Raw genomic sequence first — 15,740 nt, 5'->3', positions numbered from 1 at the left:
CTCAGTGCGCGGCGGGCCCGTCCTCCGTCGTCCAGTCCACCGTGACGACGATCTTGCCCCGCGTACGGCCCTCCGCGCTGAGGCGATACGCGTCCGCCGCCCGCTCCAGCGGGAACGTCTCGGAGACGTGGACCGTGACGACGTCCTGCTCCACGAGCTGCGTCAGGCGCTGGAGGTCGTCGGCGTCAGGACGTACGAAGCAGTAGTGGCCGCCGAGGCCGATCACCGCGCCGTCCGCGATCGACGCGAGGCGGCCGCCGGGCGCGAGGACCTCGGCGGACACCTTGAGGGCGTCGCCGCCGACCGTGTCGAAGGCGGCGTCCACCCCCTCCGGCGCCAGGGCGCGCACGCGTTCGGCCAGGCCGTCGCCGTAGGTGACCGGTTCCGCGCCGAGTTCGCGCAGGAAGTCGTGGTTGCGCTCGCTCGCGGTGCCGATGACGCGGGCGCCCGCGTGCCGGGCGAGCTGGACGGCGATCGAGCCGACGCCGCCGGCCGCCGCGTGCACGAGGACGACGTCGCCCTCCGTCACGTCGAGCGTCTTGGTGGTCACCTGGAAGGCGGTGAGCCCGGCGAGCGGCAGTCCTGACGCCTCCTCGAAGGTGAGGTTGCGCGGCTTGCGGGCCAGGGTGCGCACGGGTGCCGCGACGTACTCGGCGAAGGTTCCGCGCGAGAGGAAGTCCTCGCGTACGTAGCCGATGACCTCGTCCCCCACCACGAACTCCGGGACGGCGGCGCCCGGCTGCACGACGACACCCGCGACGTCCCAGCCGGGGATGACCGGGAAGACCGGGTCGAGGATGGCGTCGAGGTGCCCGCCCATGCACTTCCAGTCGACGGGGTTCACCGACGCGGCGCGGACCTTCACCAGGACGGAGTCGGGGCCGACCTTGGGGTCGCGCACATCGCCGTACTCGAGGACTTCGGGGCCGCCGTACTCGCGGTAGCTGATCGCCTTCATGGGGTCTCCGGTGGTCCTCCGGTGGTGGAAACATCAACAAGGCTCCCATATCCCCATCAAAGGGGCATCGAGTACTAGCCTGAGAGAGTCACCCCCTCCCACAGAAGGTGCAGGCGCCATGAGCACGCTCCACCACGAACACCCCGTCCACGAGCACATCCACGGCCCGGCCTGCGGCCACCCGGAGGTGCCGCACGGCGATCACGTCGACTACGCGCACGACGGCCACATGCACCGTCTGCACTCCGGCCACTGGGACGAGTGCGAGCCGGACGAGCACTCCGTGCACGAGGGGCACGACCACCGGCACGGCGAGGGCTGCGGGCACAGCTCGGTGCTGCACGGCGACCACGTCGACTACGTCCACGACGGCCACCGGCACGCGGCGCACGACGGGCACTGGGACGACCACTGAGGGGCGCCGCCCTCCACCGTCTTTGCCGACTTCCCCCGCGCGGGCGCCAACTGGCAGTCTGTGGCGGGGGATCGGTGTGTACGGGCACCCCGCGCGCCGCCGCGATCCCGATCACGTTCCCCCTGCGCTCTGGACTACATACCGACTGGTCGGCATCATGAACGTCAGCGCGACGCCGCGCGTCAGCGGCGCGGCACTTCGACGACGACCGTCCGACCAGGAGCGAAGATGAGCTCAGACCATCCACCAGGCCTCGACCTCGACCAGTTGCGCGGCCATCTGGACCGCGAGCGGCCGGGCCTCGTGGGCGGCCCGCTCACCGCCCGGCTGATCGAGGGCGGCAGGTCGAACCTCACGTACGCCGTGACGGACGGGGCCACCCGCTGGGTCGTGCGGCGGCCACCGCTGGGGCACGTGCTGGCGACCGCGCACGACATGAAGCGCGAGCACCGGGTGATCAGCGCGCTGCACGGGACCGATGTGCCGGTGCCGGAGCCGCTGCTGCTCTGCGAGGACGACGCCGTGCTCGGTGCGCCCTTCTACGTCATGGAATTCGTGGACGGCACCCCCTACCGCACCGCCGAGGAGCTGGCGCCGCTGGGCGCCGAGCGCACCCGCGCCGCGGTGCTCGGCCTCGTCGACACCCTCGTCGACCTGCACTCCGTGGACCCGCAAGCGGTCGGCCTGGGCGACTTCGGGCGGCCCGAGGGCTTCCTCGACCGGCAGCTGCGCCGCTGGGGCAAGCAGCTGGACGCCTCGCGGGGCCGCGACCTGGCGGGGATCGACGAGCTGCACGCCGCCCTGGGGCGACAGCTTCCCGTCTCCCCCGCGGCCACGGTCGTGCACGGCGACTACCGCCTCGACAACGTCCTGATCGGCGACGACGACCGGATCAAGGCGATCCTCGACTGGGAGATGTCCACGCTCGGCGATCCGCTCACCGACCTGGGCCTGCTCGTCATGTACAGCACCAGGCTCCACCTCCCTGACTCCCCCATCAGCACCACCGCGGGCGCGCCCGGACACCCGGACGCCGCCGAGCTGATCGAGCGGTACGCCACGCGCTCGGGGCGCGACGTCTCCGCGGTCTCCTGGTACACGGCGTTCGCGTGGTTCAAGCTCGCCGTGATCCTGGAGGGCATCCACTACCGGTACACGCTCGGCCAGACGGTCGGCGCGGGCTTCGACCGCATCGGGGAGCTGGTCCCCGTCTTCATCGAGCACGGCCTCACCACCCTCCAAGGACGACAGGAAGGCTGAGACAGCCATGGACTTCGCATTCGACGCCCGCACCGAAGAGCTGCGCGACAGGCTCCTCACCTTCATGGACGAGCACGTCTACCCGGCGGAGAAGACCGCCGACGAGCAGCGCGCACTCCTCGCGTCGCCGTGGGACACCCCGGCCGTCGTCGGTGAACTGAAGGCCGAGGCCCGCAAGCAAGGGTTGTGGAACCTCTTCCTGCCGGACGCCGAGCACGGCGCGGGGCTGACGAATCTCCAGTACGCCCCGCTCGCCGAGATCACCGGCCGCTCCCCGCACCTGGCGCCCACCGCGCTGAACTGCGCCGCCCCGGACACCGGCAACATGGAGGTCCTCGCCCAGTTCGGGAACGAGGAGCAGAAGAAGCAGTGGCTGGAGCCCCTGCTGGCCGGTGAGATCCGCTCGGCGTTCGCGATGACCGAGCCGGAGGTGGCCTCGTCCGACGCCACGAACATCACCACCCTCATCGAGCGTGACGGCGACGAGTACGTCATCACGGGGCGCAAGTGGTACATCTCCGGGGCCATGAACCCGGACTGCCAGATCTTCATCCTGATGGGCAAGACGGACCCCGACGGCGCCGACCCGCGCCGCCAGCAGTCCATGGTCCTCGTGCCGCGCGACACCCCGGGTGTCGAGGTACGGCGCGCGATGCAGGTGTACGGCTACGAGGACCACTCCCACGGAGGGCACGCCGAGGTCGTCTTCGACCGGGTCCGCGTCCCCGTGAGCAACCTGATCGGCGAGGAGGGCGGCGGCTTCGCCATCGCCCAGGCGCGCCTGGGCCCTGGCCGCATCCACCACTGCATGCGGCTCATCGGCATGGCCGAGCGTGCCATCGAGCTGATGTGTCAGCGGGCGGTGGCGCGTACGGCCTTCGGCAAGCCGCTGGCCCAGCAGGGCGTCGTACAGGAGTGGATCGCGGACGCGCGGGTCGCGGTGGAGCAGCTGCGGCTGCTCGTCCTGAAGACCGCGTGGCTGATGGACACCGTCGGCAACAAGGGCGCGCACACGGAGATCCAGTCCATCAAGATCGCCACCCCGCGCACGGTCGTCGACATCCTCGACCAGGCCGTCCAGCTGCACGGCGCGGGGGGTGTGAGTCAGGACTTCCCGCTGGCGGAGCTGTGGGCGTCTGCGAGGACTCTGCGTCTGGCGGATGGCCCGGATGAGGTGCACCAGCGGTCGCTGGCCCGCCGGGAGCTGAAGAAGTACCTCTAGCTGTTCCTACCGGGGGCCTGCGCGTCGCTGCGGGCGCGTCGTGGCTGGTCGCGCAGTTCCCCGCGCCCCTTCGGGGCGCTCCTTACGGCCGCAACGCCCTCAGCAGCAGATCCGCCAAGTGGTCCGCGACCTGTTGCGGGGTGAGCGGGCCGCCGGGGCGGTACCAGGTGGACAGGTGGTGGACGGAGCCGAAGTGGTAGTCCACCACCAGGTCCGCCGGGGTCGCCTTGGAGAAGACTCCGGCCTCCTGGCCCTCCTCGATCAGCGCGCGGAACCGCTCGTGGTAGCGGCGGCGCTCGGACCGTACCTGCTTGTTCTTCTCCGGGCTCAGGTGGTGCATGGAGCGGAAGAAGATCGAGGCGTCGTCGAGGTTGTCGATCGTCGTGACGACCACGTCGGCCGCCGCGTCCCGCACCCGCTGCTCGATCGGCGCGTCGGCGTCCGCGAAGGCGTCGAGACGCTCCTGCTGCACGCGCAGGACGCGTGCGTACACCTCGTGCAGGAGGTCGTCCTTCGATCCGAAGTAGTGGTAGAGCGCACCCTTGGTGACGCCTGCCGACTCCACGATCTCCTGCACCGACGTGCGGTCGTAGCCGCGGTCGGCGAAGAGCCGGGTGGCGGCGGCGAGCAGCCGCTGAGGGACGGGCGTGCCGTCACCGTCCGTCGTCCTGGCCACTGCCGCCACCTGCCTTTCGAGTTTGGCTAGCTCTCGTCTTGCCGAGAGCCCGTGTGGGTGTGGGAACGCAGTTCCCGCCGGAGGATCTTCCCACTTGTGGTCTTCGGGAGTTCCGGCAGGATCTCGACCGCTCGCGGGTATTTGTAGGCGGCGAGCCGCTCCTTGCAGTACGCGGCAAGATCGTCCGGTGCCGCATCGGCCCCCGGCCGCAGGCTGACGAAGGCCTTGACCGTCTCGCCTCGGTAGCTGTCCGGGACACCGATCACCGCCGCCTCACGGACGGCCGGGTGACTGTAGAGGACGTCCTCCACCTCGCGCGGCCAGACCTTGAAACCGGACGCGTTGATCATGTCCTTCTTGCGGTCGACCACGTAGAGCCAGCCCTGGGCGTCCATGAAGCCGATGTCGCCGGTGCGCAGCTCCCCGTCGGGGAAGGCCTCGTCCGTGGCGTCGGGGCGCTTCCAGTAGCCGGGCACGACCTGCGGGCCGCGCACGGTGATCTCGCCCTGCTCCCCGAAGGGGACGTCCGCGCCGTGGTCGTCGACGATCCTGACGACCGTCTCCGGGCCGGGGACGCCGACCGCCAGCGTGCCGGACACCGGGTCGACCGGGGCCTCCTGGCCCGGCGGCACGGAGGCGCAAGGAGCGGTGCACTCGGTGAGCCCGTACCCGTTGTGGAGGTAGGGGCCGAAGCCCGCGCGGAACTTCTCCACCAGGGCGGGCGGCAGCGGCGCACCGCCCGAGGAGATCATCGCGAAGGAGTCGAAGTGCTCGCGCGTGGCGGAGGGGTGGGCGGCGAGGGCCATGAAGGCCGTGGACGGGCCCACGGTGTACGCGGGCCGGTGCTCGGCGAAGGCGTCGAGGACGACCCCGGCCTCGAAGCGGTAGGCGAGCGCGAGGGTGCCCGCGTTGGTCAGACACCCCACCACCTGCGCGACCATGCCCGTGATGTGGAAGAGCGGCGCCATCGCGAAGTAGCAGGCGCCTTCGGGGATGCCGGAGCCCGTGCGCTGCCGCTCGGCGTTGTAGGTGATGTTGCCGTGGGTGTTCATGGCGCCCTTGGGGGTGCCGCTCGTCCCCGACGTGTAGCTGATCAGCGCGATGTCGGAGGGGCCGAGCCGGCGGTCGCCGGGGGCCGGGAGCCCCTGCCGCGCGACCGTCACGAGGTCCTCGGCGTCGGCGGCCTGCGGGAGGCGTTCGAAGTCCAGGACGCGGGTGTCACCCCGGGTCTGCAGGTCGAGCTGGCACGCGGTCAGCACGATGCGTACGGAGGAGGCCGCGGACGTCTCGCGCAGATACGTGTCCCAGGCGCGGTCCGAACAGATCAGCGCGGCCACGTCGGCGTCCGCCAGGACGTGCCTGACCTCGGCCGACTTGTACATGGGGTTGACCGGCACGACCGTGGCGCCCGCCTTCCACGCGCCGAGCAGCGCGATCACGAAGTGCGGGGTGTTCTGCAGGAGGATCGCCACCCGGTCGCCGCGCGCGAGCCCGCGCGCGGCCAGGTGCCCGGCGACGGAGTCCGTGAGGGCGTCCACCTCGCGGTAGCTCAGGCGCCCGTCGAAGTAGGCGAGGGCCGTGTGCTCGGGGGCCTTGAGCACCGAGGCACGGAAGGCGTGCACGACGGAGGCCGCGGGCTCGACGGGGCCGCGCTGGGCCTCGGTGAGGCGGGCGAGCCAGGGCTTGGCGGCGTAGATGGACGCGGTCGGGGTCGCGTCGCTCACTGCTCCACCGCCTCCCACTTCTGCTGGAGGTGGTTCATGCCGGTGAGCCACTTGTCGGGTTCGGCGGCGCGGATGCGGTAGTACTCGGCGACCTCGGGGTGCGGCAGGATCAGGAAGCGGTTCTCCTCGATCCCGGCGAAGAGGGCGTCCGCCACGTCCTTTGGCTCGATCGCCGTCGGGGTGAGCACGATGTCGCCCGCGGTGCCGGTGGCGGCGAGCATGTCGGTGCGCACGCCCTGGGGGCAGATCGCGTGGACGTCGATCCCGCGGTGCCGGTAGGTGAGCGAGAGCCACTCGGCGAAGGCGTACGCGCCGTGCTTGGTGACGCTGTAGGGAGCGGCGCCGATCATGGTGAGCAGTCCGGCCGCCGAGACGGTGGAGACGAAGCGGCCGCTGCCGCGCTCCAGCCAGTCGGGGAGCAGCGCGTGGGCCGCGCGGACGTGGGCCATGACGTTGACGTCCCAGGCCGTGGCCCAGACCTCCTCCGGCGCCGCCTCCGAGCCGCCCGAGCCGAGGCCCGCGTTGGCGCAGTACACGTCGATGGTGCCGCTCAGGGCCTCTCTGGCCTCCGGCACGATCGTGGACGCGTCGCCCGGCACGGCCACGGCGCCGATCTCGTCCGCCACCGCCTTCGCCTTGGCCGCATCCAGGTCGTTGACCACGACGCGCGCCCCGGCGGCGGCGAACCGGCGGGCCAGCGCGGCCCCGATTCCGCCTCCGGCACCGGTGACGACAACTCCCTTGTCCTGCAGGGTCTCCACGATCAGTCTCCTTCGACTGCGGCTCCGCTGTGATCGCAGACTAACCAGTCGGTATGTTCGGATGGAAGGGGGCCGGGCAGCCAGGTTCGTTCCCCGCGGGGAGTCCGCGCGCTAGCGTGCGTGGCCATGACAGCCACCGCGCTCACGGAGGTCTCTGCATGAACCTGTCCCGCCGCAGTCTGTCCAGACGGGGCCTGCTGGCCGCCACCACCGCCACCGCCCTCACCTCGGCGGCCCCCGCAGCGGCCGCGGGAGGCGGCGGCGGTTCGGGCGGCGGCCGACGGCTGCGCACCGGCTTCGACCGCCTGGCCGCCGACGGTTACGCACTCCTGGACGGGGAGCGCGTCGGCGTCGTCACCAACCCGACCGGCGTCACCAGGGACGTACGCCACATCGTCGACGTCATGCACGCCGACGAGCGCGTGAACCTGGTCGCGGTGTTCGGCCCCGAGCACGGCTTCCGGGGGACGGCTCAGGCGGGCGGCTCCGAGGGGCGGTACGACGACCCGGCGACCGGGCTCCCCGTCTACGACACGTACCAGAAGAGCGGCAAGGCGCTCGCCGACATCTTCACGGCCTCCGGCGTCGACACGATCGTCTTCGACATCCAGGACGCGGGGGCGCGCTTCTACACGTACATCTGGACGCTCTTCGACTGCATGGAGTCGGCCGAGCTCGCGGGGAAACGGTTCGTCGTCCTCGACCGGCCGAACCCGGTGACGGGGCGCGGCGCGTACGGGCCCGTCCTGCACAAGGAGTTCGCGACGTTCGTCGGCCGGCAGCCGATCTCGCAGGCACACGGCATGACGGTGACGGAGCTCGCACTGCTGTTCAACGGCGAGTTCCTGGAGCGCCCCGCCGAGCTGGAGACCGTGCGGATGACGGGGTGGAAGCGCTCGGACTTCTACGACGCCTCCGGGCTGCCCTGGGTGCCGCCGAGCCCGAACATGCCCACGCCCGAGACCGCCCTGGTCTACAGCGGCACCTGCCTCTTCGAGGGCACGAACCTCTCCGAGGGGCGCGGCACGACCCGCCCCTTCGAGCTGCTCGGCGCGGAGGGCATCGACCGGAAGTGGGCGGCCGCCGCCAACGACGTCGGGCTGCGCGGCGTGGACTTCAGGGAGGCCTACTTCGCGCCGACGTTCTCCAAGTTCCAGGGCAAGACGATCGGCGGCGTCCAGCTCCACGTGCACGACCGGGAGTCGTACGACCCGGTGCGCACCGGCATCGCGCTCCTGGTGACCGCCAAGAAGGTGTGGAGCGGCTTCGCCTGGCGCCCCGACAACTGGATCGACAAGCTGACGGGCACCACACGGGTCCGCACCATGATCGACGCGGGCGCGGACACGGACGAGGTGGTGGCCGGCTGGCAGGACGACCTCGCACGGTTCCGTGCCGTGCGGAAGCGGTATCTGCGCTATCCCTAGCCGGGAGGTGGGGTGCGCCCCACCGGCGAGAGGGGTGCCTCCCGGATGGCAGGCACCCCTTGCGGTCCGGGATCGTGATCTTCAGCTCCGTACACCCGAGTTGAGGAGACCTCGCATGACACGGACGGCACGGACGGCACGCCGCACGGTTCCGCTCGCACTGGCCGGGACGCTCGGCCTGGGGCTGCTCGTCGCGCCCCAGGCCGCCGGGGCCGAACCCGAGGCCACGGATCCCGTCCCGGCGATCGAGCGCTCGGCGCACCCCCTGCTCTCGACCGATCCGGGCGGCTCCACGAAGGACCTGCGGCCGATGGGCCGGATGGTGGGTGACGCTTCGGTGGTGGGCCTGGGTGAGGCCACACATGGCTCGCACGAATTCTTCACGATGAAGGACCGCGTTTTCCGCTATCTCGTGGAGGAGAAGGGGTTCACCACCTTCGCGCAGGAGGTCAGCTGGACCACGGGCCTGCGGTTCGACGCGTACGTGCGCGGGGGCGAGGGAGACGTGCGCGAGCTCGTCCACAAGGAGCTGGCGAAGACGCCCTGGGACACCCAGGAGTACGTCGACCTCCTGACGTGGATGCGCGCGTACAACGACAAGCACCCACAGCGCCAGGTGCGCTTCATGGGCAACGACCTCAACTACCCCGAGATCGGCGGCGAGTTGTTCGACGGGGTCGAGGACTACGTCCGCGCGCACGAGCCCGATCTGCTGCCCAGGATCACCGAGCTGTACGCGCCGATCCGCCGCCTCGCGGACGGGGACACGTACATGGGCAGGCCCCTTGAGGAGCGGAAGAAGCTGGCGGGCAACGCGCGGGAGGCGCTGGATCTGCTGAAGCAACGTCAGCCCTCGTCTGACCACGCCAAGTTCACCTGGGCACTCCAGCACGCCCGCTCGCTCTCGCAGACCGCCACGGTCTACGCCTTCGACCTGGACGCCCCCGAGGGCCAGAAGGACGCCATGCTCTACCGCGACCGCCTCATGGCTCAGAACACCGCGTGGTGGCAGCGCAGGACGGGCGACAAGGTGCTCCTGTCGGCCCACAACGCCCATGTGGGGTACGAGAGTTACGACCCGCGCTACCCCAAGATGCAGGGCGCCTTCCTGCGGGACCGGCTCGGCAAGCGCTACGTCAGCATCGGTTTCACCTTCGACCGGGGCTCGCTCATGGCACAGAGTGCGGAGTCCGAGGCGTGGAAGCCGCGCTCCGTGGGCGCCGCCACGCGCGGGATGAACGAGTACACGCTCGACAAGGTGCGGCACGACGACTACTTCCTGGACATGCGGACCGCTCCCGCGACCGCCCGGAAGTGGCTGGGCAAGAGCCGTCCCACCAAGAGCATCGGCACGGCGTTCCCGGACGGCCCGCACAAGATCCGGCTCGCGCCCTCGCACGACATCCTCATCCATCTGCACCGCGTCACCGCAGCTCACCGCCAGTCTCAATGACCGAGACAAGCCGTCCCGGCTATTGACTGCCCCCTACATCCAACGCGACAGTGCCGGTCGTGCGGAGTGAAACGACAGCAGCAGAGAAACAGCAGGTCCAGGGCGAGGCCGACAAGGACGGCAGCCCCGAGAGCATGCGCCGGGTGGCCGTCGCGTCCTTCATCGGGACGGCCATCGAGTTCTACGACTTCTACATCTACGGCACGGCGGCCGCCCTCGTCCTGAACGAGGCGTTCTTCCCGACCCTCGACCCGGTCAACGCCACCCTCGCCTCCTTCTCCACCTACGCGGTGGCGTTCGCGGCGCGGCCCATCGGGTCGGTGATCTTCGGGCACTTCGGCGACCGGGTCGGCCGCAAGTCGGTGCTCGTGGCCTCGCTGCTGCTCATGGGGCTCTCGACGGCGCTCGTCGGACTCCTGCCCGGATACGGCACGTTGGGCATCTGGGCGCCGATCCTGCTCATCCTGCTCCGCTTCCTCCAGGGCATCGGCCTCGGCGGCGAGTGGGGCGGGGCCGCGCTGCTCGCGGTGGAGCACGCGCCGAAGAAGAAGCGCGGGATGTACGCCGCCTTCCCCCAACTCGGTCCGTCCGTCGGGTTCTTCGCGGCGACCGGCGTCTTCTGGCTGCTGTCCGCTGTCCTGTCCGACGACGCGTTCAGGTCCTGGGGCTGGCGCGTGCCGTTCCTGCTCTCCTTCCTCCTCGTCGGCGTCGGGCTCTTCGTGCGCCTGCGCATCAGCGAGACGCCGGTCTTCGCGAAGGTCATGGACGCGCAGGAGGCGAGCAAGGTCCCCACGCTCGACGTGCTGCGGCGCTATCCGCGCGAACTGCTGCTCGGCGCCGGCGGGATGATCGTCGCGTACGGGCTCTTCTACACGGCGACGACGTACTGCCTCGCCTACTCCACCGGCACCCTGGGCGTCTCCCGCAACACCATGCTGGGCCTCTCGCTGGTCGCCTGCCTCTTCCTCGCGGCCGGCACATGGCTCGCCGCCACCCGCTCCGACGGTGCGGGCCGCCGCAAGCTGGTCCTCGCGGGCGCCGGGCTCGCGGTGGTGTGGGGCCTGGTGCTCTTCCCCCTCCTGGACACCGAGCAGCCGGTGCTCATGGCCCTGGCGCTCGGCGGCGCGCTGTTCTGCATGGGCGTGGTGTACGGGCCGATGGGCGCGTATCTGCCGGAGCTGTTCGGCACGAACGTGCGGTACTCGGGCGCTTCGCTCGCCTACAACCTCGGCGGTGTGCTCGGCGGCGCGGTCTCCCCGCTGGTGGCGACGCGGCTGCAGTCCGCCTTCGGATCCTCGTCGGTGGGCTGGTACGTGAGCGCGATGGCGGTCGTGTCCCTGGTGTGTGTTCTCGCGCTGCCGGAAACCCGCGAGCGTGAACTGGCCTGAAACCGGCGGACCGCGTCGGGGCAGGTGCCGCCAGGAGGGGGCGCCTGCCCCAACCGCGTACTGCGGGACATCTGGTCAGTACACCGGGGCCGCAGGACGATGGCCGCGTGGAGCCCTACTGGGAACTGACCTTCGACGCCGACGGGGACGTCGACACCACGCAGCGCGACCACCTCCTCGCCGAGGTGGCCGCCGAGCGCGTCACCGATCTCCTCGTCCTCGCGCACGGCTGGAACAACGACCAAGACATGGCCACCGACCTCTACCGACGGTTCTACGCTCCGTGCCAGGGGCTCGCGGGACCGCGCGTACGCCTGGGATACGTGGGCGTGCTCTGGCCCGCCATCCGCTTCCCCGACGAGCGGATCCCGGACTTCGAACCCTCGCTCACGGACACCGGGGCGGGCCCGCCGCCCGGCTTGGGTCCCCTCCTCGACGAGCCGACCCGGCTCCTCCTGACGCACACGTTCCCCGAACACGAAGAGCAACTCCGGCGCATCGGAGCCCTGTTGGAGGAGCGCTCCGAGGTGCCTTCGCGCCTCTACGAGTACGGACGCCTCGTACGCGACCTGGTCGCCGTGCACCAGAACAGCGCGGCCCAGCGCTTCGCCAACGACACCTGGGCGGGCGAGCCCGCCATGCTGACCGACGACGCGGTCGAGGTGTGCCAGGTGTTCGCCGCGGCGATGGAGGAGACCGGACAGCAGGAGCTCTTCGGCAGCCTGCGCAAACGTCTGTGGAACGGAGCGCACGAACTCCTGCGCCAGGCCAGCTACTACGCCATGAAACGCCGGGCGGGCTCCGTTGGCCAGCTGGGCCTCGGCCCCGCGATCGGGCTGCTCGCCCGCGAGGCACCGGACGTGCGCGTGCATCTCATCGGGCACAGCTTCGGGGCACGGCTCGTGTCGTACGCGCTGCGCGGGATGCCGGCGCCGGTGCGCAGCGTGAAGTCCACGACGCTGCTCCAAGGGGCCTTCTCCCACTACGCGTTCTCCAAGCGCCTGCCGCACGCTCCCTCGCGCGGCGGTGCACTGGCCGGAGTGCAGCGGCGGATCGACGGCCCGCTGGTGTCCTGCTACTCCCGGCACGACGACGCCTTGGGCAAGATCTATCCCCTGGCGTCGAAGATCGCCGGGGACTCCTCGACCTTCCTCGGCCTCTGGGAGCGCTGGGGCGCCATCGGGTACGACGGCATCCGGGCGGTGGACGGCGCCAAACGCGTCAAGCTGGGCCGGGCGATCCCCGCCAAGGGGTGCGTGAGCGTGGACGCGTCGTCGGTGGTGCGGCGCGGCGGTCCGCCCTCCGGCGCGCACAGCGACATCTGCCATGAGGAGCTGGCGCGTGTCGTGTTCGCCGCAGGGCGGATCGCTCGGGCGTGACTCCTTTTTCCTTAGGAATGCCTCTTCTCTAGCGGTGCCTGGGGAATTCGACGACCTGCTGGTACGTGGGCCGGTTCTGCCACTGGATCGGCCCGTGCGTGATGCCGCCGAGCGCCCGGTGGATGATCGAGTCCGCGCACCACTGCTCGCCGGGCTTGCAGCTGTCGTCGCCGGGATAGACCTCGGTCGCGGGCTTGGCCACGGCCTGTGTCAGGGTGGCAAGGAGCGCGTCACGGCAGGCGTCCAGCTTCCCCTCGCCGCAGTACGCGTCGCCCAGCTCGCCCTCGACGGGCTGCCCGAGCACGGACCGCAGGTCCTTGTCCGCAAAGCCCCACCAGCCGTACTGGAAGGCCGATCCGGCGTGCGCCCCGGTCGGGCCGTGCCCGGCGGACGGTGACTCGTCGGTGCCGAGCTGCGCCGTCAGCGCGTCGTACAGCTCCTTGCCCATGCCCGGCTTGAACTCGGCCTCGATCAGGAGGGGCCACCAGGCGTCCATGATGCGTACGGCGTCGGGATGGGCGTACGTCTTGGAGCCGGCCGCCGTCTGGTTGCGCTGCGCCCCGGCCTTGCGCCAGGCCTCCAACTGCTGCACCGCCTTGGCCTGTTGGGGGTCGGTGATCGGCTTGCTCCGCACCACCTTGAGGAGTTCGGGAAGCACCTGTTCGCCGCGCAGGTCGGTCACGGCCGCCTCGGACATGGCCTGGGTCAGCGAGGCCCGCGTGACACCGCCCTCCTCGGTGAGCTTCTTCACCCGTCCGTCGAGCAGGTCACCGCGGTGCACGGCGCTGATGCCGAAGCCCGCCGTGCTGAAGTCCTTGGCCTGCTTGTTGTTCCAGGAGATGTAGTAGTCCTGGTTGACGGACTGCGGGTGCTCGGCCGGTGGCGTCTGTGCCGAGGTGTTGTTCTCCGGGTCGAAGTGCTGCCATTCGTAGGCCTGTTGGGCCTTGACGGGCAGGGCGGGGTCGATGTCCTTGGCGCGCTGCGGGTTGGCGCCGCTGTTGTAGTACGCCGTGTCGCGCGAGTCGGCGTAGAACCAGTTGAAGGCGTAGCTGATGTTCTGGGCGGCCTTCTTGAAGGTCGACGCGTCCTTGACGTACGTCGGGTCGTTGAGCATCTGGAAGCCGATGATCGAGTCGGCCTCGTGGCGGTAGGTGGAGCGCAGCGAGACGTACGCGACGGGCTTGCCCTCGACGTTCGCGCGGTGCGTCACGACGCCGTACTTCGTGCGGAAGACCTGCATGCGGTAGGAGCCCGCGGCCGTGGAGTCGGCGAGGGTCGGCTTCCAGGCGTTCTTGCGCTCCAGCTTCTCCATGGGGGTGCAGGTGCCGTGGTGGAGATAGTGGGTGGACTGCTTCGTGGGGGCGCCGCCGCCCGGTTCGCAGAGCTCGACGGCGTACGTGTCCGTGATGTCCTGCCCGGCGGACGTGGCCGACCAGGCGTAGTCCTGACCGCGCCCCAGCTGGACGTACATGCCGACGCCCGCGAAGGAGACGCCGCGCGCGCTGATGCCGGGGCCCTGAAGCTCCTGCTGCATGAGGAGTTGAGGCGCGAAGTAGCCGGTCTGCGGCCCGAAGACGGCGACCGGGTTGCCGCTCGCGGTGTGCTTCCCGGAGACGAGGAGGGCGTTCGACATGCCCTTCTTGTGGCCGTCCTGCTGGAACAGGTCGCCGGGCAGCACGCCGTCGTCGTACATCCCCTGGAGCGGTTTGAGCTTCTTGGGCGCCTTGACCGGGTCCTTGGCCGCCGTCTTGGCGCCGCCTTCCCGGTCGTAGACGAGTTGTTCGCGCTCGACCGAGCCCGCGTCGGGCATCGCGGTGCCGCGCGCGTCCTTGGGCTTGCCCGCGTAGGGGAAGCTCGTGCCGTCGTGGATGGTCTGGACGGCCTCGGGGTCGTTGCGGGCGCGGAAGGACTCCCAGACCTTCGTGCCCTTCTCCACGCCGTACTTCTCCTGGGACTTCAGGAGGGAGAGAGCCGATTCGACCTCTCCGCCGCCGCCGTTGCCGAAGAGGCCGCCGACGACGGACGCGAGGGCGATCATGTCGGTGATCTTGAAGGGCTCGATCTCGCCGATGTTGGTGATCGCGTCGATCTTGCCGGTCAGGACGTACTCACCGGGGAAGTAGCGGCCGTTCTTGGACTTCACCCGGTAGGAGTTGAGGCCGTCGATGTAAGCCTGGGCGTCCTCCATGGCCTGCTTGCCGCGCTCGCCCTGGGTCGACCTGATGTACTCGACCTGCTTCTCCAGATCCTTCTCCGTGTACGGCGCCTGTGGCCAGAACTGCTGTTCCAGGCCCTGGTTGGCGAGCGCGCCGCCCGCGAACGAGGTCAGCTCGCCGCGGCCGATGTGCCGGAACAGATCGATGAGCCAGAGCCGGTCCTGCCCGGCCGCGAAGCCCGCGCCGAACTCGGTGCCATAGCGCGTGCTGCCCTTGATGTGCGGGATGCCGTACTTCTTGTCCCGGGTGATCGTCACGTCGTCGCGCGGCTTGGTGACGGAGGCGATCTGGCCGTCGCGGACGCCGAACGAGGCGTCGTTGAAGAACTCCGTCAGCTTGTCGTCGGTGAGGGACTGATAGCCGGAGGAGAGCGCGTCGTACGGGCCCAACTGGTCGTTCGCGTGCGCGGGTTGGGTGCCGAACACCCGGTGGCTGAGGATCTCGGCGAGTGTGGCGTTGCCGTTCGCGCCGGGCGGCAGGACGTCCGCGCACTGCGCCCCGCAGTAGTCGGTCGCCGGTGGCGGCTCGTCGGCGGCGGCCGTCCCCGGCTGCGGCGCGAGGAGACCCGCGGCGAGCGCGAGCGCCGCCGTGGCGGTGAGGGTTCTGAGCCGGACGATGCGCTGTCGCATGTGTGCTCCTCTGGGCTCCGCTTGTGCTCCTGTGGGAGGGAGTTGGGGCGGAGGTTACTGGCGGGTTGCCGAACCCGGAAGATGAACATGCGTCGCCTTTCCAGAATCGCCACATCAGCACTGCTCAGAGCTCCACATCGCGGGTCTGATGACAGCCATCTGAAATCGGATGGGCCACAAGGGAGCCGAATCGCGTGTCGATACGTCTACTCGGCAACGTCCGAGAACGTGC

The 15,740-nt window shown here is 70.3% G+C and carries 12 protein-coding genes; 7 read left to right on the top strand and 5 right to left on the bottom strand.

All coding sequences use genetic code 11. The features are described 5' to 3' along the window. Position 1 precedes the first annotated feature (1 nt). Entirely contained in the window at positions 2-958 is a 957-nt protein-coding gene (locus M4V62_RS33365) for an NADP-dependent oxidoreductase (RefSeq protein WP_249590911.1), read from the bottom strand. Between the two features lie 118 nt (positions 959-1,076). Between M4V62_RS33365 and M4V62_RS33360 the strand changes: the two genes are divergently transcribed. From M4V62_RS33360 to M4V62_RS33350, 3 genes are all read left to right on the top strand, one after another. Continuing rightward, positions 1,077-1,373: a hypothetical protein gene (locus M4V62_RS33360; protein ID WP_249590910.1), complete on the top strand. Its 297-nt coding sequence runs from the start codon at positions 1,077-1,079 to the stop codon at positions 1,371-1,373. A 228-nt stretch (positions 1,374-1,601) separates the two neighbouring features. Then, entirely contained in the window at positions 1,602-2,633 is a 1,032-nt protein-coding gene (locus M4V62_RS33355; protein ID WP_249590909.1) for a phosphotransferase family protein, read from the top strand. Positions 2,634-2,640: 7 nt separating this feature from the next. Beyond that, a complete protein-coding gene (locus M4V62_RS33350; RefSeq protein WP_249590908.1) occupies positions 2,641-3,855 on the top strand; it encodes an acyl-CoA dehydrogenase family protein in 1,215 nt (404 codons plus the stop codon). 82 nt (positions 3,856-3,937) lie between these two features. Here M4V62_RS33350 and M4V62_RS33345 read toward each other — a convergent pair whose 3' ends face one another. From M4V62_RS33345 to M4V62_RS33335, 3 genes are read right to left on the bottom strand one after another with little or no spacing between them, the layout of a single operon-like run. After that, positions 3,938-4,531 (bottom strand): TetR/AcrR family transcriptional regulator, encoded by a 594-nt coding sequence (locus M4V62_RS33345; RefSeq protein ID WP_249590907.1) that lies wholly within the window; start codon positions 4,529-4,531, stop codon positions 3,938-3,940. Between the two features lie 26 nt (positions 4,532-4,557). Further along, on the bottom strand, positions 4,558-6,255 hold the full coding sequence (locus M4V62_RS33340) for a class I adenylate-forming enzyme family protein (protein ID WP_249590906.1): 1,698 nt from the start codon (positions 6,253-6,255) through the stop codon (positions 4,558-4,560). Next, complete coding sequence (locus M4V62_RS33335; protein WP_249593117.1) at positions 6,252-7,019, bottom strand: SDR family NAD(P)-dependent oxidoreductase; 768 nt, start codon at positions 7,017-7,019, stop codon at positions 6,252-6,254. Before M4V62_RS33335 ends, M4V62_RS33340 begins: the two co-directional genes overlap by 4 nt. 155 nt (positions 7,020-7,174) lie before the next feature. Between M4V62_RS33335 and M4V62_RS33330 the strand changes: the two genes are divergently transcribed. The 4 genes from M4V62_RS33330 (at position 7,175) to M4V62_RS33315 (ending at position 12,663) form a co-directional block, all read left to right on the top strand. After that, positions 7,175-8,443, top strand: a complete 1,269-nt coding sequence (locus tag M4V62_RS33330) for an exo-beta-N-acetylmuramidase NamZ family protein (protein WP_249590905.1) — start codon at positions 7,175-7,177, stop codon at positions 8,441-8,443. Positions 8,444-8,558: 115 nt separating this feature from the next. Further along, positions 8,559-9,896 (top strand): erythromycin esterase family protein, encoded by a 1,338-nt coding sequence (locus M4V62_RS33325; RefSeq protein WP_249590904.1) that lies wholly within the window; start codon positions 8,559-8,561, stop codon positions 9,894-9,896. A gap of 59 nt (positions 9,897-9,955) precedes the next feature. Next, positions 9,956-11,284, top strand: a complete 1,329-nt coding sequence (locus M4V62_RS33320; RefSeq protein WP_425574959.1) for an MFS transporter — start codon at positions 9,956-9,958, stop codon at positions 11,282-11,284. Between the two features lie 107 nt (positions 11,285-11,391). After that, positions 11,392-12,663 carry a serine-threonine protein kinase gene (locus tag M4V62_RS33315; RefSeq protein ID WP_249590903.1) on the top strand — a complete coding sequence of 424 codons (1,272 nt, stop codon included), beginning with the start codon at positions 11,392-11,394 and terminating at the stop codon, positions 12,661-12,663. Positions 12,664-12,691: 28 nt separating this feature from the next. On the opposite strand, the gene M4V62_RS33310 is transcribed toward M4V62_RS33315, so the two are convergent. Beyond that, on the bottom strand, positions 12,692-15,508 hold the full coding sequence (locus M4V62_RS33310) for a penicillin acylase family protein (RefSeq protein ID WP_249590902.1): 2,817 nt from the start codon (positions 15,506-15,508) through the stop codon (positions 12,692-12,694). Positions 15,509-15,740 lie beyond the last annotated feature (232 nt).

Source organism: Streptomyces durmitorensis, from assembly GCF_023498005.1.
GTDB classification, from domain to species: Bacteria; Actinomycetota; Actinomycetes; order Streptomycetales; family Streptomycetaceae; genus Streptomyces; species Streptomyces durmitorensis.
Note: the sequence above shows the minus strand (reverse complement) of the source record. Positions and strands in the feature narration are given on the sequence as shown.